The organism is Nostoc favosum CHAB5714, from assembly GCF_020829495.1.
Taxonomy (GTDB): domain Bacteria; phylum Cyanobacteriota; class Cyanobacteriia; order Cyanobacteriales; family Nostocaceae; genus Nostoc; species Nostoc favosum.
Genome location: NZ_JAIVFQ010000001.1, coordinates 285,590 through 303,465 on the forward strand (window position 1 = coordinate 285,590; position 17,876 = coordinate 303,465).

Here is a 17,876-nt window from a genome sequence, read left to right on the forward strand (position 1 = left end):
CCCAACTCCCAACTCCCAACTCCCAACTCCCAACTCCCAACTCCCAACTCCCAACTCCCAACTCCCAACTCCCAACTCCCAACTCCCAACTCCCAACTCCCAACTCCCAACTCCCAACTCCCAACTCCCAACTCCTAACTCCCAACTCCTAACTCCTAACTCCTAACTCCTAACTCCTAACTCAGTACTAATTATGCAAATCCGTCGCCGTTCACCTAACCCAGCTATTGATGTATCGATATTGCGTTATCAGGCTGTCGTACCTGATGCAGCACCAAACAATATTTTGGAGGAAATTGTCTGGCAGAAAGAAGTAGAATATGACCAAATGCGGGAAAAAGTTCCTTTGCAACAATTGCTGAAACAGGTACTGACTGCGCCACCAACCCGTGATTTTGTCGCCGCCTTGCGCCAAGGAAAGACAAAGCCAGCATTGATTGCCGAAGTTAAAAAAGCTTCACCAAGCAAAGGTGTTTTACGAGAAGATTTTGACCCAGTAGCGATCGCCCTGTCTTATCAGCAAGGTGGCGCTAGTTGTCTTTCGGTGCTGACGGATGTCAAGTTCTTTCAAGGTAGTTTTGAGAACTTAGCCAAGGTTCGGGCTGCCGTAGATTTGCCCTTACTGTGCAAAGAGTTTATCGTTTATGCTTACCAGATATACTTGGCGCGGGTTCAGGGTGCAGATGCTATTTTGTTGATTGCGGCTATCCTGAGCGATCAAGATTTGAAATACTTCCTTAAAATTGCTAACAACCTGAAAATGGCAACCTTGGTTGAAGTCCATAGTTTGGCAGAACTTGACCGTGTGTTAGCCTTAGATGGAGTCTCCTTAGTAGGAATCAATAATCGCAATTTGGAAGATTTTTCTGTTAACCTGCAAACTACTTGCCAACTTTTAGCTGCAAGGGGTAGCCAATTGCAGGAGAAAAACATCCTTGTTGTCAGCGAGTCAGGACTACACAACCCAGATGATCTGAGTTTGGTGCTGACAGCAGGTGCATCCGCCGTACTCATTGGAGAATCTTTGGTAAAACAACCAGATCCCGGCGCTGCGATCGCCCATATATTACCGAGGAATTTTTGAAATAAACACCTCCCCTACGCCCCTGAAGCGCAGGGCAACTAACTGCATACAATAGTTGGTAAATTGGGTATACTATGCGTGGACACGCAGCACATTGCTATCAAGTATCATATTGCCAAATCTTCATTGCTAATCAAATCAAAGCCATAAGCAACTAGTTATTTCTTATGTAACAATTCATTGACAAAAGACAAACTCTGACTAATACAAAATCTCAAATATGAAATCAAAAGTTAACTTCATGGAGCAAATTCCTTTACCTTCTCCTATTCACTACGAACTTATACTTCAACTTTTAGAAAGACAAACCATGTTAGCTGTAAATGATAATCCAGATTTACGGCATCAAGTAAATCAACTAATTATTACTCTGCGTAAAGCTGCCGTGCAGCAAAAACGCCTAGAAGAAATTTGCGAGTTTTCCTCTATGACTGTTGATCACCGTTGGTCAATCAACCATCATCAGGATAACAAAGTTGTTGCCCCCGATTGAAGCTGATAACTTAATATCTCAACCTCAGATTTGGCATCTTTGTTAAGTTAACTTACCACCATTAGAAAATGTTTCTGTGTATTGAACGAATCAGTATTCAAAACTTCCGCCGCACTTGCTTGACTAAAATGCACAGTTTGGGGTGTGATTTAAAATGATTCTGCTTACAGAATCTCTGCTTTGCAAAAGTATCTATAAATGCTAGATGAGGATTTTAAATCGGTAGTCAGTCTGAACGCTTAAATTATATTTGATAAAAATTTTACTTTATTTAGCTATTTTTCTAAAGTTATACATATAGCAGTTCTCACTTGGCTGCAATACAGTCTGAACCTCACCCCGTATTTGATGGGTGCAAACACTCCCCTCTCCAAAGCATCGGAGAGGGGTTGGGGGTGAGGTTTAAAAATGTACCTCATGCAAATGAGAACTGCTATAGTTATTTTGTCTCTAACATTTAACTCAATTGCTTACAATTTATACAATAATTTTATTAATGCCGTAGAAAAAATGTCATCTTTATAAAAATTTTAGATAGGGAAAAGTTCATATTGATTTATAGAAAACTGTAGATCAGCTAAAATATTTATGAGATTCTCTCTCGAATTTGACGAAAGATGAAATATAACAGTATTGATGAACTCTTCAGAAATAATCAGGCTTGGGTTGCCGAGAAACTAGCAATAGACCCAACTTACTTTCAAGACTTATCAAGCGGACAAACACCACCTTTTCTATACATTGGGTGTTCTGATAGTCGTCTGGCATTAACAAGCTTTACTCGTACAGAACCAGGAGAGTTATTTGTACATCGTAATATTGCTAATCAAATTTCTCTAACGGATATAAACTTTTTAGCTGTTTTAGAATACGCAGTTTTACATCTTCAAGTGGAACACATTATAGTTTGTGGTCACTACGATTGCGGAGGAATTAAAGCGGCTTTAGAGGGGAGAACTATCGGAATTCTTGATAACTGGGTAAATCCGATTCGGGAACTGTATTTACAAAAACAAGAAGAAATTGATGCTTTGCCAACAAGAGAAGAACGTTTGAATCGTTTGGCAGAAATAAACGTTGTAGCGCAAGTAAAAAATCTTTACCAAACTTCCATCATGCGTCAGGTACTCTATGAGCGAAAAGCGCCTATGGTTCATGGCTGGGTGCTAGATATAAGCACTGGGTTAATCAAAGATTTGAAGGTCTCAACTGTGGAATGGCAATTGCACATTTGCCCCTTGCTTCTAGAGTTTAGACTGTATGCTATGTTAAAAAATGAGAGCTAATCCAGTATTTCTTGACACACGAAAGCCCACATCTTTAGATTCCAGAGCTTTACCCAAGGTAGTCACCTTGCAGGTAATTTATTTTTATCGTTTTCATACTCTGCATAGAAATGTATTCATTGAGGCTCTGACTCAATTTATCACTGTATGCAGAGCCTCAAACCTACCTCTGCAAAGAATTATTTCTTAGCAATTATCCATACTGCGTGAATAATCCCAGGAATGTAACCAAAAAGTGTCAAAACTATATTAATCCAAAAGTCTATACCAAAACCTACTTGCAAAAAAACTCCCAGAGGCGGCACGAAAATGGCACACAAAATCCGAAGTAAATCCATTTAAACCTCCTATTCATCTCACAAAAAACAGCTTGTTGGCAAAGTGATTTCCCACTGCTCAAGCATATTTGTACCTTTCAAAGATAACATTCCCTCTCTTAATCTGGATCACGGTTGAGATGCGGTAAACCGCACTCAAGATTAGCCACCGCTAATTTTAGCTTTGTAACCTAGTTTGCTCAAAATCTCGACAATTTTTTGCTTGTGTTCGCCCTGAATTTCAATTTCGTTATCTTTAACTGTCCCACCTGTGCCGCACTGGGTTTTCAACTGCTTCACCAAATCAGCTAAGGTTTCTGGTTTGGCTTGAAAACCGCTAATCACTGTAACGGTTTTGCCTTTGCGTCCTTTGCGGGAAGCTTGTACTTTGAGATTTTGTTGTTGTACAGGAAGTTCTGGAATTGGCCTTTCTGTGGCGGCAAAGTTGTCGTTGCCAAATTCGCGGTAGACAAAGCTTTTGTCAGAAGATTTAGGATTTGAAGAAGACATAAAATGAATATTTAAGAAAAATTTCAAAGGCAGTGGAAACTTCTACGCAACCATTCTGCTGGGATATCAATTTCTAGGCTAACATCACAAATCCATTGCGAGGGATTCAAACTAGTTGGGCATGGGGGATTGGGCATTGGGCATTGGGTATCGAGGAAGAATTTAACTTCCAGTCTCCAGATATAACCTAGAGATGCCCCAGATTTTCTATAATAATTAAGTCATTCCCGTCATTTGAAACAGCCCGTGACTACCACTCCCTTATCTCCAAATTCAACTGCTCAGGTTCCAGATACGCTAGGTCGCTTTGGACGCTTCGGCGGTAAGTATGTACCTGAAACGCTGATGCCTGCTCTTACTGAACTAGAAACAGCTTACCAGCAATACCGCAATGACCCTGGTTTTCAAGCAGAACTACAGCAGTTGTTACGGGACTATGTAGGACGTGCCACACCATTATATTTCGCTGAACGCCTGACTGCTCATTATGCCCGACCCGATCGCACGGGGCCACAAATTTACTTAAAACGCGAGGATTTAAATCATACTGGCGCTCATAAAATTAACAATGCCCTTGGTCAGGTATTACTGGCGAAACGCATGGGTAAACAGCGAATTATTGCCGAAACGGGTGCTGGACAACACGGAGTTGCCACAGCCACAGTTTGCGCTCGTTTTGGGCTGGAATGCGTAATTTACATGGGCGTTCATGACATGGAACGCCAAGCTTTGAATGTGTTCAGAATGCGGTTGATGGGGGCAGAAGTGCGTCCGGTGGAAGCGGGAACTGGAACCCTGAAGGATGCCACTTCTGAAGCAATCCGCGATTGGGTGACAAATGTGGAAACAACTCACTACATCCTCGGTTCGGTAGCAGGGCCCCATCCTTACCCGATGATGGTACGTGATTTCCATGCAGTAATCGGCCAAGAAACTCGCGCCCAAGCAATCCAAAAGTGGGGTGTATTGCCTGATATTCTTTTGGCTTGCGTGGGTGGTGGTTCCAATGCGATGGGACTATTCTATGAGTTTATGAATGAGCCTTCTATACGCTTTATTGGGATTGAGGCAGCAGGAGAAGGTGTAAATACTGAAAAACATGCAGCAACCTTGACAAAAGGACGAGTTGGTGTATTGCACGGAGCAATGAGCTATCTTCTGCAAGATGAGGATGGGCAAATCATTGAGGCACACTCAATTAGTGCAGGTTTAGATTATCCCGGTGTGGGGCCAGAACATAGCTATTTGAAAGATACTGGTCGCGCTGAATACTATAGTGTGACAGATGCAGAAGCTTTAGCGGCATTTCAGCGATTGTCGAAATTGGAGGGGATTATTCCGGCATTGGAAACAGCCCATGCGATCGCCTACCTCGAAACCCTGTGTCCCCAACTAACCGACAGTCCCCGGATTGTAATTAACTGCTCTGGACGTGGTGATAAGGATGTACAAACAGTAGCCAAGTTCTTAAATGATGCGTAAATATACTTAAAATTTTGAGATAAAAGCAAGCAATAGCAATAATGGATCAATAATTCCAACACTCTATGCTACCGCAACCCACTCACAACGAGTTGGCACGCCAAAATTTTGTGAAAAGTTTGAGAATGCACATTTTCCGGACTATCTCTCCTGGTAATAAAGTACTTTATCAAAAACTAGCCAAGCCGAAGTTTGAACAAGAACATCAGCGTCCTCCCCAGAATCGTTATGAAATTCGGCTGGTGCAACTTACGATCGCGGCGCTTACGTTTATGGTCTGGGTTGGTTGGGGCCGCTTAACGATGATATGGGGCTATCTATAGTTCAAAACTATCTTCTACCAGAGTTTCCCGGTTGCTGCAACTAAGTAAGCATTCGTAATTCGTAATACTCGCCTCTGGCGAGAAGCAAGCTACGTAATTGGGGAAGTCAGATTTTCTCTGGGTCTCCTTTTTTTGTATACGTATAGGACTTACGCACAGGTAACGGAAAATCGTAGACGCAAAGCGGCTTGCCGCAGGCTACCACAGAGAACGCAGAGGGCACGGAGAAATAAGAGTTTGAGAAGTTTCTTGCGTAAGTCCTTCTTTTGTGTGTGTAGTCTTATTTGGGGAGAATTGGTATTAGGATGGCAAAAATCGCTAAGGGTAAACGACCTGTTTACTTAGATAATCCGCAAATTGATAAATTGTTAGCGATCGTTATGGCTTTGACTGGTGAGGTGTCCGTGCTGCATGAGCGGCTAGACACCATTGAACGGTTGCTAGAGGTTAAAAGTATTTTATCAGCTACAGAGATTGAAGCTTACGAGCCGCATGGCAAGGTAATTAACGAGCGGGAACAGTGGCGTGCGGAATATATTGCACGGGTGTTGCGCGTGGTGCAGGAAGAGTTAGAAACCCTCAAGAAAAGCTAGTACAGCACGGCGGAAGTAAACTACCCATCCCAAATCAATGAAACCCTTGCGGTATAGTAATTACGGATTAGGTAGCTTTCTTCTGGCCGAGGTGAGTATTACGAATTCCACGCAAGAGGTTTTAGTAGATGAATTTATGACACTTGTATCCCATATTACTTATACAATACATGATTAATACTGAGTTATGTAATATGTTGACATTCAATAATAATTCATAAAATTATTGTACTTAAATATTAATACGTAGAGCTAGTATAAATTTGTGATTGTTTTCTAACCACTATCAGCCAGATAATGGAAATCTTCGTGTATTACAAAATGAAGTTTGGAAAGTGGTTTAGATAGAAATAATCATACTAATGGTAGAGGAAAATTTTTTATAAACAGCAATATTTTTCGTAATCTTATGCATTTTAAAGTTTACTGGTAGTTTTTGAACAAAAAACGCCATAAACAGAGGTATATAGACCTATAATCAAGTTGTCAGATTGATACTAGCTTGGTTAAGCTTTCTGGAGCTAGAGTTTCAGTTAGTTTCGGCAAATGATTAAAACAACAATCTACAGCGTTGCTTTGGGCACTATTATTCTCAGTAGTGGAGCGATCGCTACTCCTGTAACAAATTCAACTTTTACGCCAACATCTTCAAATGTATCAAATAGTACTGTTAAACTTGCAGCATCTAGCGTTGATACTGCTGCTTTAGAAGAGGCGGTTTTCAAACAAATTAATGACTACAGAGTTTCCCAAGGATTAAAAAAGCTGACTCGTAATTCTGCCATTGATAATCAAGCCAGGATTCACAGTCAGGATATGGCTAAAGGTAAAGTTCCCTTTGGACATACGGGATTTTCAGAACGTGTTAAAGCAGTCGGTATTCCTTACAGTTCAGCTAGTGAAAATGTCGCTTCCAACTATGGATATAGTGACCCTGTGACGACAGCTGTTCAAGGCTGGCTCAAAAGTCCAGGGCATCTTGCTAATATCAAAGGTAATTTTGAAAAGACTGGGATTGGTGTCGTTAGCAACAACAGTAGAGGCGAAATCTACTTCACACAACTTTTCTTTACTCCTGTAACAACTCCTGTAACAACTCCTCTAACAACTCCTGTAACAAATTCAACTTTTACACCGACATCTTCAAATGTATCAAATAGTACTGTTAAACTTGCAGCATCTAGCGTTGACACTGCTGCTTTAGAAAAGGCGGTTTTCAAACAAATTAATGACTACAGAGTTTCCCAAGGATTAAAAAAGCTGACTCGTAATTCTGCCATTGATAATCAAGCCAGGATTCACAGTCAGGATATGGCTAAAGGTAAAGTTCCCTTTGGACATACGGGATTTTCACAACGTGTTAAAGCAGTCGGTATTCCTTACAGTTCGGCTGGTGAAAATGTCGCTTACAACTATGGATATAGCGATCCTGTGACGACAGCTGTTCAAGGCTGGCTCAAAAGTCCAGGGCATCTTGCTAATATCAAAGGTAATTATGATAAGACGGGGATTGGTGTCGTTAGCAACAGTAGAGGCGAAATCTACTTCACACAACTTTTCTTTCGCTGATAGATTTGGTAAAATTTAGGTTTTTTCTGAAATTCCCCAGCCTTCAGCCTGCTAGCAAAGCTTTTGCTACATATTGAATAATGTAGTTTCAATGACATTTGTCTATTGAATACTACATTATTTTTTTAGTAATTCATGAAAATTCTAAATTATCAGCAAAAATAACCGTGATTTTACGAAGCTGACCTATTGAAGTATTGAAAATTGCAAATGATTTTTTGTACTTCCTATACAAGGATGTAGCCAGATTGCCAAAATTCATCAATCCTTAATAGTATCGTCGTATATATCGTCGGAACAATAGGGTAGAGTATAAGTCTTATATCTCTACATAATTACGCAATTCTCCATGTTCCGACAAACTGCTTTTGGCATCGCTTTAAGTGCGCTTGTCCTTGCTAGTGGGTTAACGACTGTTCCGATACCAAATAATCCTTCTACGAATACATCCACCCGTAATAAGCTGTTGTCGCTTTTTTCTAGTCAGGTTGCAATCTCGACTCCTACTTTTAAAACTACGGAGCTAGAAAAATCCGTTTTTGAGGAAATTAATCGGTATCGGGCTTCTAAGGGACTGCCAAAATTGGCCCTAAATGCAAATATTACTCGACAGGCAAGAATTCATAGTCAAAATATGGCTAAAGGTAAAACCCCATTTAGCCATCAGGGATTTGAACGGCGAGTCAATGCTATCCCTATTCGCTACAGCAGTGCGGCGGAAAATGTTGCTTTCAATCGGGGATATAGTAACCCTGTGGACGAAGCTGTTACTGGTTGGATCAAGAGTCCCGGACATCTAAAGAACCTTAAAGGTAATTACAACCTCACTGGAATTGGCGTTGCTACTAATAATCAAGGCGAAGTCTACCTTACACAGCTTTTCTTTCGCACTAGGTAGATTTAATTTATGATTGTTTTGCACAATAATAATGTAGTGTCTGACAAGACTTTTATCTGCTGGACACTACTATTATTTTTGAACAATTCATGACATTACAAGATTTTCAGGTGAGCGATCGCGATCTTAGCGACGCAGCCCTAGTAGAGTATTTAGAATCTACAGCGATCGCAGTTGATACAGAAACGATGGGATTATTGCCACAGCGCGATAGGTTGTGTCTTGTCCAGTTGTGCAACGAATTCGGGAAAGTGACTGCAATCCGCATAGCCAAAGGACAAGCTGATGCGCCAAACTTAAAAAAACTCTTGGAAACGGCGAATGTCGTAAAAGTGTTTCACTTTGCTCGTTTTGACCTTGCCACTTTGCGAGCTAATCTGGGGATTCAGGTTAGACCTGTTTTTTGTACCAAAATTGCTAGTAAATTAGCTCGTACTTACACAAATCGCCACGGACTTAAAGATGTAGTGCAAGAGTTAGAACAAGTAGAACTGGATAAAAGCTCTCAAAGTTCTGATTGGGGTAACGCCGCTAGTTTGTCTGAAGCTCAACTGAGTTATGCTGCCAATGATGTGCGCTATTTACTTAGTGTGCAGCACAAGCTAACAGAAATGCTCAAACGAGAAGAACGTTGGGAAATTGCTCAAGAATGTTTTGAATTTCTGCCAACAATAGTTTCCTTGGATTTGTTGCAGTTTAAAGATTTGTTTGAACATTGAGCCAACAATAAACCTCTTGCAAAAGTTTTTGCTCTGGAGACAAGCATTACAAGATGAAATATTCTATCTTTTGACTTCTCTGCTCATAAGAAATCAAGATTAGACCTCTTGAAAAATTCCCTAACACCCCTAACCTGTCCCCGCAAGCAAAGAGATGAGACTTTAATGTAAGCCAAAGGTAGAGTGGGGTTCTTATGATTAATTTATGCAAGAGGTCTATTGCTAATTTTCTAAGTTATTTTTCGCTTACGATCCAACATTGGAATCATCAGTGCCTTTAGATTCACTAATGCCTTCCTTGACATTACTGGCTCCCTCTTGAATGCCTTCCTTGAGATTACTAGCTCCCTCTTGAATGCCTTCCTTAAGGTTACTGGCTCCCTCTTGAATACCTTCTTTGAGCTTACTGGCTCCCTTTTTAATGGTTTCCGTCGCGCTAGGGCCTCCCTTTGGCTGATTTTCTTGATGAGCTTTTAGCCGATCTACAACATTGTACTCATCTGCACCTGGGGGAGTTGTTGATTCAACAATGCCTTCTGTTGGGCCACCGATAGCCTTCCATGCAGCAAGACCACCTTTAAGTTGGGAGACATGCTCAAATCCATTAGAACGCAGTTGTTGCGCGGCTTGGGCAGATTCTTCTTCATTAGCACCGTAAACGTAAATATCACGGCTTTTATTTAAAGAAGCTACTGCACGCTGTACCAATTCATCTATTGGCATTGGCATTGCTCCCATAATGTGACCTTCGTTGTAGGTGTTGCGATCGCGCACATCCAGTATTGTAAAAGCTGGTTCGCCCCATTCTAGGCGAGATTTCAATGTATGAACATCAGATTGTGCTTCTACTGGTGGCTGTGGGGGAATTATGCCGCCGACTAAATTGTTAACCATAAGTATCCCTGAGTTGACGATATTGATAGCAATTTAACGGACTAAATATATTGAATTACTCTTTCTATGGGCTGAATTTACTTAAAATCTCTCCTGAGATAGAGTACCTAATTAAAATATTTTCTACCATTTAATGCATTGCAAATTCAGTCACATTATACTATTAAAAGTTGTTTTTATATTAATTGTATTAAATATATTTTAAGTTCTGTTTGTGATATTTAATTATTAAAACAGATTGTGAATAAGATTAAAATATTCAGCTATTAATACAGGAATTACGTATATTTTCAATATCTGCGATCGCTAACAAAAACGCCTTATTTAATCCAATTTTGGTATTTTGCCTCAGGCAATGTCTCAGGGTGAAACTTGTAATATAGTATATGCTTAAGAGTATAGCTACATGTAAATGCGCCCCAGGGAAATTTTCATAGACCTTTTTCAGGAGCAGATACCTGTTAGTTAAAATACACTTGGGTAAGTAGAGTTTAGAATATAGATTAACTTATGGCTTGGTTTGTGATTGTGGATACCAAGTAGCGCAAGGCGGAAGTCACGCATTCACGCATAATTGTATTCCGAGCTTCTTGCGCCATTTGAAATGGTATGTTTATTTCCGTGCCCACTGTACTAGTTAATTAGAAAGTGCGTTGCTTTTGCAAAGTTGTAGCAAATGCGGTGGCGTCTGATGTCTCTCTAGACTATTTGTGGTTATAGAAATGGTCTTCAATTATACTAACTTTAAGTATTAATTAAAATTATACAACAGAAATGCAAAATTATACAAACTTCATACAATACTTATACAATTTATTAGCATTACAATGGCTAAAGTTTTGATAAACTTCATGGAAGATTAATTGTAAACAAGTACTACAGTAGCGATCGTACTCAGCAGAGACGCATGTGAATACACTATTAACAGAAACACGTAAAGCAAAACTGGCGCAAGAGCAAATCGCCCAATCTACAATAGGCAGCATTATGGTTATGGTTCCCGCTACTACTCCCAAAATACTGATCGTCGATGACGACTTCGGCGTCCGAAATCTCGTCTATCGTTTTTTAAGTCGGAAATATCAAATAGAGTCCGCAGCAGATGGTAAGACTGCCTTATCATTGTTTGAGCAATTCAACCCAGCTTTAGTGATTCTAGATTGGAATTTGCCGGATCTGAATGGTTATAGCCTCTGCCAAGAAATGCAGAGCCGTACTAATGTTTTAGTGCTGATACTGACTAGTAGGACTGACGAGGCTGATAAAATTAAAATCTTAAGCGCAGGTGCTGATGATTTCATGACCAAACCGTTTAGTCTTGCAGAAGTTGAAGTTAGAGTCGAAGCTCTTTTGAGACGGATACGCTACATCAATCCCTCCCCAACACAACGGATCATTTTTAAGCAGTTAGCAATTAACCCAGAGGGCCGGGAGGTAACACTTAACGATAAACCTCTTGCTTTAACAGCACTGGAATTTAATATCTTACATTTTTTGGCAAGTCATCCTAATCAGGCTTGGAGTCGCCCACAGCTAATCCAAAAAATTTGGGGTTGCGACTACGTTGGAGATGGGCGAGTGGTTGATGTGCATATTGGTCAGCTTCGCAAGAAGATGGAAGTCGATGCCAGCGTACCAGAGTTTATTAAAACTGTGCGAGGCTATGGTTACAAATTTGAAGCGCCCGACGAAAATACTAATTCCTGAGCTTTCTGATTTCAGGAGTACTTCATAAAAAGAATGACTCAGATGAGTCAGCATTAGTATTATTGCTGATTCAAGTAGTTTTACTGAGGATTAACCGTATAACTTGCGCTAATTTGGGAAGTTGATCCAAACTGATTTGGAGAAAAGCTTTATCTAGTGCCAAAACCAAAAGTGCAAATACCGATTCAAAATAGGTGATTTTGCCTTGCCACTTGAGTACGTGCAAAGATTTTCCCTTACCCTGAAATTTATGAATCCACCAAAAATCACTAGAGTGAATCTAGCGGATTTAACCGATGGCTCACCCAATGTAAGGTAAACCATTGCGCCGTTTCTCCCTTGGCGATGGGTGTGTAGATAGTATTCGATCTCGCCAAATAGGCGCTTTTGGACTTGGACTTGCGTAGGCTAGCAAAAACCGCAGGTATCGCTTTGCAAATTGTACAAGGTTACGGGGGGGCAAATCACCGTAAAAAGTATACTTGGGTCTTGGCTTAACCTTTCAAATTAACCTTCCCCTCAAGCTTTGACCCATCTTGATGAGATAAAAATTTTTCACTACTATGATAGCTTCTTCGCCATTTTTCCAGATGCTCTATAGATATTGATTTAGATACGACGTTCACACCATTTCCTCGCCAAGCAACTTCTGCATCTGTTGTGAAAACCCCACATTCTAATTGATCTAGCCTCATATTCCAATATTCACTAAACCGACCTTTCAAAGTAATAACTTGCTCAAATACCTTGTTTCTGTGTTTATTTCTTCTTTTCCTTTCTGTAGCTCCTGTTGCTTCTGTATCAATAAACTTAGTTTCAATTAAAAACAGGCTCCCCTTAAAGGTCTGGTAGACAAAATCACACTTTCCTAAATCTGTATAATCTGAAATTGGAGATTTTTCAAATAACAGTAATTCAGCGCACGAGGGAAACAAGTCTTTAATATTCAGAAATAAATAAGCTTGCAATAGAAGTTCCTTATCATAAGGAAACAAGATAACTCCTTCAAAAAATTTTTTAATGTCCTCCTGAGTTTGGGGTTGAATAATTTTACAGTATGAAACAAATTTATGTAGCTCGTTCACGATCATCAAGTTCTAACTCCTTCCCCGGTCGCTGCCTTCAGGGTCTTAGCATAAAAATATACCATTCCCTCAATGAAATCCTCATCCGCATAAGTCACGAAAAAAACGATTATAATCCTGGATATTTAAGCTAATTTACTGTTGACAGTTCAGTAAAACTAATTTTTAAGCTAATTTTCAGTGTTGGTGGACTTTTCACTTCTGGCTTAAACTACCAGTCAGCGATTTGATATGAGCAGTAAAACTGGCATTTTGTAAAGCTTGAACGGTTATTCTAGAATCTTGTACGCAAAATTGCCAACCTAAGCGAACAAGTTTCCGAGAATTTTCAGTTTGTATAATTCCGATCACTGGCATTTTTGCCTTTTCTTTGTCTCCTGACTGTTCTTGCAAAATTATTTTCAAGCGATGTAGTTCATCGATATTACCTGCTTGCTGGGGATTTAACTCCACCATTACCATTTGTACTGTTTCCACTGGTTCTGCATCTTCAAGAATAAATTGAGTTTGCTCGTCACGTCGATCTACTTTTCCCCAAATAATCAATCTAGTATCAACTTGGAGTAGGGAACTAATGCGTTCATAGGTTTTGGGAAAGACTACAGCTTCTGATTGTGTAGTAAGGTCTTCTATTTGCAAAATTGCCATTTGTTCGCCTTTTTTAGTAACCACTTTTTTGACGTTATTTAACATGACAACTGCACAAAGCCTTATTTCTTCCCTTTGCTCTCCCAGCTGCGAAAGGTTAATTGGAGTCAAAAGTGGTGCTATTTGCCGTAAGGATTTCAGGGGATGATCTGATACATAAAAGCCTAATAATTCTTTCTCCATCTGCAACTTTTTCTGCGGGGGTAAATCCATCACAGGTTTAGATTTGGGAGCAGTTTCAAAGGCATTATTTGCTCTTTTATTGGGAGTAGAAGAAAATCCGTCGCCCAATAAATCTAAAAGATTTCCTTGACCACTAGCTCTGTCTTTAGCGCGAGATTGTGCCCAATCATACACTAATTCTAAGTCGTTAATTAACTGTTGACGATTGGGTTCAATTTTGTCAAAGGCTCCACAGTAAATCAGCGATTCTAGAGTCCGGCGGTTAACAGCACGTAAATCCACGCGATCGCAAAAATCAGCGAGGGATTTAAATCCTGTCTCATTTCTCGCCTCCAAAATACAAGCGATCGCATTTTGTCCCACGTTACGCACCGCCGAAAATCCAAACAAAATCTTTCCCAATGTCGGCGTAAAATCAACACCAGAGCGATTAATATCCGGCGGATCTATGGAAATACCCATGTTTGTACAGTTAGTAATATATCTCTGTACCTTATCGGTATCGCCACTGTTAGCCGTTAACAGCGCCGCCATATATTCTAATGGATAATTAGCTTTTAAATATGCTGTTTGATAAGTTACATAACCATAGGCAGTCGAATGGGATTTATTGAAACAATTAGAAGCTATTAACCCATTTTTGATTGCAAAATTATGGTCATACTCAACCCCTATGTCATACACATTTTGTTTGCCTAAATATTTGCGTGTGACTATTTTAATCATCCTACCCTACCCCCGAAAAAATTGTTGCCAAATTTATAAAATGATGACAATTGTAATTGTTGTAATACTATAACAAAAAATTATATCATTATAAAACACTGCTATACTCTTACACAAAAATAGCCAAAATATATCAAACTTTTGGTAAACCATTAGATAGACAGTTAACAGCTATACAATTGCTGTTTTAAAGCTTATTAAACCGTTCCAATACATATTAATCCGCTTAGTCAGATGCCTGGTGAGCGGGGAAAAAGCAGGGGATCTCTTAGCTGGGGAGAAAAGAATTACTGAACAATAACCCTCTTTCCTCAAGAGCTTCCCCTGCTTTCCCGGCTGATCGGAACCGTATTGCCTTGTATATCCCGCCTCTGTGCCTCTATCCAATGCCCAATGCGTCAGTTACTATCGTTGAAAAGCAACTCAGTATAAGAGGGTGTAGGTAGGTGAAAGTCGCGTTGATCTTATTTTTGGTAGTGGTTGTGGGATTGTTTGTGGTAGTCGAGATCGGACTGCGATCGCTTTTTGGCTTTGGTAATCCCCTGATTTACATTGGCGATGAGCAGATTGGTTATTTATTGGCTCCTAACCAGCATACCCGTCGTTTTGGTAATCGCATTGAAATTAATGAGTATTCTATGCGAGGTAATCCGCTCAAAAAGACACCTGCACCTTCTGGGCTGCGAGTTTTACTGTTAGGCGATTCTATTGCTAATGGTGGCTGGTGGACAGATCAGACTAATACAATATCCGCGATGATGATGCGTTATCTGGCATCATCTACTAATAGTAATTATCAGGAAGTAGAAGTGCTAAATGCTTCAGCTAACTCTTGGGGGCCAAGGAACGAGTTAGCTTATTTACAGAAGTTTAGCAATTTCAACGCGCAAGCAGTAGTGTTATTAATTAATACCGATGATTTGTTTGCTACTGCTCCCACTTCTTTATCGGTAGGACGCGATCGCAACTATCCCGATAGTAAACCTCCCTTAGCATTGGTGGAAGTGTGGCAACGTTATATCGTCAAGCAACAGCCAATTCCCGAAATGAGAGCAGTGCAAAATGAACCAGGCGATCGCGTGGGGATTAATTTGGAGGCGATCGGCAAAATTCAAGCCCTGACTCGCCAAAGCAACAGCCAATTTTTACTAGTCATGACTCCCTTACTGCGAGAAATTGGTGAACCAGGCCCCCGCGATTATGAAATTAAAGCACGCCAGCGCTTGAACGATTTTACTAAAGCACAACAAATTAACTATATAGACTTTTTACCGATATTCAATTCAACTGCCAACCCGCAAGCTTTGTATCACGACCACATTCACCTCAACTTACAAGGTAATAAATTTGTCAGTGAAGTTATGGAGCGATCGCTTTTGGAAATACTGAAGGATGTACCACTTCCTCAGAGCTAGTCGTCAATTCTATCCCAAAAAAGGTTTGTAGTGAGCGATTTATCGCTCAATTTCAAGGACTAGAACCATAGGCATCAGCACCTTGCTTTTTTGCCCATAAGCGGTGAATCGGATTTTTTTTGATGAGGCGACACAATTAAATCCACTTATCCCCGGCATTACTACATTAGTAACAATCGCATTTGCTTTTTATTATAAGATTATTTTTAGAGCTTCTTTCGCATTGGTCGTCTTAATAAGATTGTAATCCCTATCTGTGAGAGAAAAACCAACTAATTTCAATTTGCTCAGACAATATTTTCTAGCTAAAATAGTAGCCATTCAGGTAATACTCAACCTTAAATATCCAAAAAATATTTTAGCTTTTGTGGAGTTATTTTTTTCATTAGGAAATTAAACAATATGTTGAAATATTACTTTTAGTAAATCCCCTTGTGTAAAAGGCTTAGTTAAATAACCTGATGCTCTTACTATCTTAGCTTTAGCTCTATCTAGAAATCCTAATTTTTCTGACACCATAATCACAGGTGTATTTTTAAAATTTGAGTGTTTACGCAGTAAAGAGCAGAGTTCATATCCATCCAAATTAGGCATTGAAATATCTAACAAAATAATGTCGGGTTTGGTATGAACAATCTGCATTAAAGCCTTTAAAGAATCGGTGACTCCCACCACAGAAAATATTTGCTCATCTAAATAACTTTTAATAGTATTCAATACCGTAGGACTGTCATCAATACAAAAGATTGTGTAGATTTTTTTGTCAGCAGGTGGTTTGGTGATTCGCTGACCCCTATGTTCATTGGTATTAATAAAGTAGGTTGGTGGCTTATAGCCGTTTGTTGTAGACGAGTTTGGTGTACTTTTGCTTTTAGGTTTTAACTCATTTATTTTGAACAATTCTGAAGGGTTTGATTGAGAAGTTGGCGATGTCTGACGATAAGCCGCTTCCCTTCGGGGTGTTTGACATCGTTCAACTAGTAAGCGGAGATTCAGATGACAAAACTTTGGCATGTCATCCAGAAAGCTTTCAGGAATAAATTCATAACTCCCTTCGTCTAAATTCAGAAATGACTCCAGAACTTCTAGCGCCAATTGCTCTATCAGTATCGCTGCTTGAGAGGGACTGATATATTTCTGATTGACTAACCAGCAAATAGCAAGATAATCTGGGTTCGGTATTGCCTGATTTTCAATACAAGTTTCAAATATCGCCCGTAACTGTTCGTGAATTTCGCTAGGGAGAGTAGAAATTTGCTGACTCAAGCGTTGCAAATTTCTGTAAAGCGGCTCAAACATTTTCTCCGAGTAGCAGGCATAAATTAATTTACCCTCATCCACATATATTGACCAAGAGCCTGATGTGCTAAATACCTGCAAACAACCAGTAACCGACTTACCAGTGATTTTTTTCAACAAAGATAAAGGCTGGAGCTTTTGGAAAAATCTGTATCTACTAATCGGAAGTGTCTTCATTGGGATGGCTCTGAAATCAAATTAACATTTGCAGGTAAAATTAGTGAATTACCTTTTCGGAATTCACTGCGACTTTGTTGGAAGCACTATCAGATAAATATAGCGGTCACATTTGAGTTAGTACAGAGATTCCACACCCCCCAACTCTTAATTCACCAATCTCTGTTAAGCTATAAAGCACGAATAACAACTAAACCAATCCATATTATTGCCCAATGGCAAAATGGCCCGACTGGTTGCCAGGATATAGTATTTCAAAAATTAGATTGGTTTTCTGTATCTTTCGCTAATCTAGCCAATCTAACAGTAACTCAAGTGCAACGCACAGACCATTGGCTCTCGCCCATCAGTCACAAAAGCATCATTGTTATCCGTATTTAGCACCCTAAAATTGTAGATAATTTAGTTCTTGTGCCAAATGTTGTTTTGCCCCTGATGCTAAAGTCGAAAGCGACCAAAATCTACTGT

The 17,876-nt window shown here is 39.8% G+C and carries 17 protein-coding genes and 2 pseudogenes; 12 read left to right on the forward strand and 7 right to left on the reverse strand.

Annotated features, from left to right (window positions below):
• Window positions 1–193 precede the first annotated feature (193 nt).
• From trpC to LC586_RS01325, 3 genes are all read left to right on the forward strand, one after another.
• Entirely contained in the window at window positions 194–1,084 is an 891-nt protein-coding gene (trpC, locus tag LC586_RS01315) for an indole-3-glycerol phosphate synthase TrpC (RefSeq protein ID WP_229482590.1), read from the forward strand.
• A gap of 241 nt (window positions 1,085–1,325) precedes the next feature.
• On the forward strand, window positions 1,326–1,577 hold the full coding sequence (locus LC586_RS01320) for a DUF5340 domain-containing protein (RefSeq protein WP_190914598.1): 252 nt from the start codon (window positions 1,326–1,328) through the stop codon (window positions 1,575–1,577).
• A gap of 617 nt (window positions 1,578–2,194) precedes the next feature.
• Window positions 2,195–2,863: a carbonic anhydrase gene (locus LC586_RS01325; RefSeq protein ID WP_229482591.1), complete on the forward strand. Its 669-nt coding sequence runs from the start codon at window positions 2,195–2,197 to the stop codon at window positions 2,861–2,863.
• A gap of 179 nt (window positions 2,864–3,042) precedes the next feature.
• Here LC586_RS01325 and LC586_RS01330 read toward each other — a convergent pair whose 3' ends face one another.
• Both LC586_RS01330 and LC586_RS01335 read right to left on the reverse strand, forming a co-directional pair.
• The gene (locus LC586_RS01330) at window positions 3,043–3,201 is read right to left on the reverse strand and encodes a YqaE/Pmp3 family membrane protein (RefSeq protein ID WP_229482592.1); all 159 of its coding nucleotides are present in this window, start codon (window positions 3,199–3,201) and stop codon (window positions 3,043–3,045) included.
• A 141-nt stretch (window positions 3,202–3,342) separates the two neighbouring features.
• Window positions 3,343–3,690, reverse strand: a complete 348-nt coding sequence (locus LC586_RS01335; RefSeq protein WP_229482593.1) for a translation initiation factor — start codon at window positions 3,688–3,690, stop codon at window positions 3,343–3,345.
• Window positions 3,691–3,936: 246 nt separating this feature from the next.
• Here LC586_RS01335 and trpB point away from each other — a divergent pair, with 246 nt between their 5' ends.
• The 7 genes and pseudogenes from trpB (at window position 3,937) to LC586_RS01370 (ending at window position 9,274) form a co-directional block, all read left to right on the forward strand.
• Window positions 3,937–5,172, forward strand: coding sequence for a tryptophan synthase subunit beta (gene trpB, locus LC586_RS01340; protein WP_229482594.1), 1,236 nt, complete (start codon window positions 3,937–3,939; stop codon window positions 5,170–5,172).
• 65 nt (window positions 5,173–5,237) lie between these two features.
• Window positions 5,238–5,495: a hypothetical protein gene (locus LC586_RS01345; protein ID WP_229482595.1), complete on the forward strand. Its 258-nt coding sequence runs from the start codon at window positions 5,238–5,240 to the stop codon at window positions 5,493–5,495.
• A gap of 305 nt (window positions 5,496–5,800) precedes the next feature.
• Window positions 5,801–6,088, forward strand: a complete 288-nt coding sequence (locus tag LC586_RS01350; RefSeq protein WP_229482596.1) for a hypothetical protein — start codon at window positions 5,801–5,803, stop codon at window positions 6,086–6,088.
• Between the two features lie 546 nt (window positions 6,089–6,634).
• Window positions 6,635–7,144 (forward strand): annotated as a pseudogene (locus LC586_RS42495) (CAP domain-containing protein); the annotation flags it as partial.
• Window positions 7,136–7,657: a CAP domain-containing protein gene (locus tag LC586_RS42500; RefSeq protein ID WP_229482630.1), complete on the forward strand. Its 522-nt coding sequence runs from the start codon at window positions 7,136–7,138 to the stop codon at window positions 7,655–7,657. The pseudogene LC586_RS42495 and the gene LC586_RS42500, both read left to right, overlap by 9 nt.
• A gap of 349 nt (window positions 7,658–8,006) precedes the next feature.
• Window positions 8,007–8,555 (forward strand): CAP domain-containing protein, encoded by a 549-nt coding sequence (locus tag LC586_RS01365; protein WP_229482597.1) that lies wholly within the window; start codon window positions 8,007–8,009, stop codon window positions 8,553–8,555.
• Window positions 8,556–8,644: 89 nt separating this feature from the next.
• Window positions 8,645–9,274, forward strand: coding sequence for a ribonuclease H-like domain-containing protein (locus LC586_RS01370; protein ID WP_229482598.1), 630 nt, complete (start codon window positions 8,645–8,647; stop codon window positions 9,272–9,274).
• Window positions 9,275–9,721: 447 nt separating this feature from the next.
• Here LC586_RS01370 and LC586_RS01375 read toward each other — a convergent pair.
• Window positions 9,722–10,168: pseudogene (locus tag LC586_RS01375) on the reverse strand (rhodanese-like domain-containing protein); the annotation flags it as partial.
• Between the two features lie 987 nt (window positions 10,169–11,155).
• Between LC586_RS01375 and LC586_RS01380 the strand changes: the two are divergent.
• Window positions 11,156–11,875, forward strand: a complete 720-nt coding sequence (locus tag LC586_RS01380) for a response regulator transcription factor (RefSeq protein WP_100903115.1) — start codon at window positions 11,156–11,158, stop codon at window positions 11,873–11,875.
• A 70-nt stretch (window positions 11,876–11,945) separates the two neighbouring features.
• On the opposite strand, the gene LC586_RS01385 is transcribed toward LC586_RS01380, so the two are convergent.
• The 3 genes from LC586_RS01385 to LC586_RS01395 form a co-directional block, all read right to left on the reverse strand.
• Window positions 11,946–12,101 carry a hypothetical protein gene (locus LC586_RS01385; RefSeq protein ID WP_229482599.1) on the reverse strand — a complete coding sequence of 52 codons (156 nt, stop codon included), beginning with the start codon at window positions 12,099–12,101 and terminating at the stop codon, window positions 11,946–11,948.
• Window positions 12,102–12,369: 268 nt separating this feature from the next.
• Window positions 12,370–12,966, reverse strand: coding sequence for a hypothetical protein (locus LC586_RS01390; RefSeq protein ID WP_100903116.1), 597 nt, complete (start codon window positions 12,964–12,966; stop codon window positions 12,370–12,372).
• Between the two features lie 189 nt (window positions 12,967–13,155).
• Window positions 13,156–14,517: a helix-hairpin-helix domain-containing protein gene (locus LC586_RS01395; protein WP_229482600.1), complete on the reverse strand. Its 1,362-nt coding sequence runs from the start codon at window positions 14,515–14,517 to the stop codon at window positions 13,156–13,158.
• Window positions 14,518–14,963: 446 nt separating this feature from the next.
• On the opposite strand from LC586_RS01395, the gene LC586_RS01400 reads away from it, so the two are divergent.
• Window positions 14,964–15,932: an SGNH/GDSL hydrolase family protein gene (locus LC586_RS01400; RefSeq protein WP_229482601.1), complete on the forward strand. Its 969-nt coding sequence runs from the start codon at window positions 14,964–14,966 to the stop codon at window positions 15,930–15,932.
• 393 nt (window positions 15,933–16,325) lie between these two features.
• On the opposite strand, the gene LC586_RS01405 is transcribed toward LC586_RS01400, so the two are convergent.
• Entirely contained in the window at window positions 16,326–17,408 is a 1,083-nt protein-coding gene (locus LC586_RS01405; protein WP_229482602.1) for a response regulator, read from the reverse strand.
• Window positions 17,409–17,876: the final 468 nt, after the last annotated feature.

What these genes read in the sequence shown, in the direction of transcription:
- trpC (WP_229482590.1), top strand. Translation starts at nt 194, where the DNA reads ATGCAAATCCGTCGCCGTTCACCTAACCCAGCTATTGATGTATCGATA.
- LC586_RS01320 (WP_190914598.1), top strand. Translation starts at nt 1,326, where the DNA reads ATGGAGCAAATTCCTTTACCTTCTCCTATTCACTACGAACTTATACTT.
- LC586_RS01325 (WP_229482591.1), top strand. Translation starts at nt 2,195, where the DNA reads ATGAAATATAACAGTATTGATGAACTCTTCAGAAATAATCAGGCTTGG.
- LC586_RS01330 (WP_229482592.1), bottom strand. Translation starts at nt 3,201, where the DNA reads ATGGATTTACTTCGGATTTTGTGTGCCATTTTCGTGCCGCCTCTGGGA.
- LC586_RS01335 (WP_229482593.1), bottom strand. Translation starts at nt 3,690, where the DNA reads ATGTCTTCTTCAAATCCTAAATCTTCTGACAAAAGCTTTGTCTACCGC.
- LC586_RS01345 (WP_229482595.1), top strand. Translation starts at nt 5,238, where the DNA reads ATGCTACCGCAACCCACTCACAACGAGTTGGCACGCCAAAATTTTGTG.
- LC586_RS01350 (WP_229482596.1), top strand. Translation starts at nt 5,801, where the DNA reads ATGGCAAAAATCGCTAAGGGTAAACGACCTGTTTACTTAGATAATCCG.
- LC586_RS01365 (WP_229482597.1), top strand. Translation starts at nt 8,007, where the DNA reads ATGTTCCGACAAACTGCTTTTGGCATCGCTTTAAGTGCGCTTGTCCTT.
- LC586_RS01370 (WP_229482598.1), top strand. Translation starts at nt 8,645, where the DNA reads ATGACATTACAAGATTTTCAGGTGAGCGATCGCGATCTTAGCGACGCA.
- LC586_RS01380 (WP_100903115.1), top strand. Translation starts at nt 11,156, where the DNA reads ATGGTTATGGTTCCCGCTACTACTCCCAAAATACTGATCGTCGATGAC.
- LC586_RS01390 (WP_100903116.1), bottom strand. Translation starts at nt 12,966, where the DNA reads ATGATCGTGAACGAGCTACATAAATTTGTTTCATACTGTAAAATTATT.
- LC586_RS01395 (WP_229482600.1), bottom strand. Translation starts at nt 14,517, where the DNA reads ATGATTAAAATAGTCACACGCAAATATTTAGGCAAACAAAATGTGTAT.
- LC586_RS01405 (WP_229482602.1), bottom strand. Translation starts at nt 17,408, where the DNA reads ATGAAGACACTTCCGATTAGTAGATACAGATTTTTCCAAAAGCTCCAG.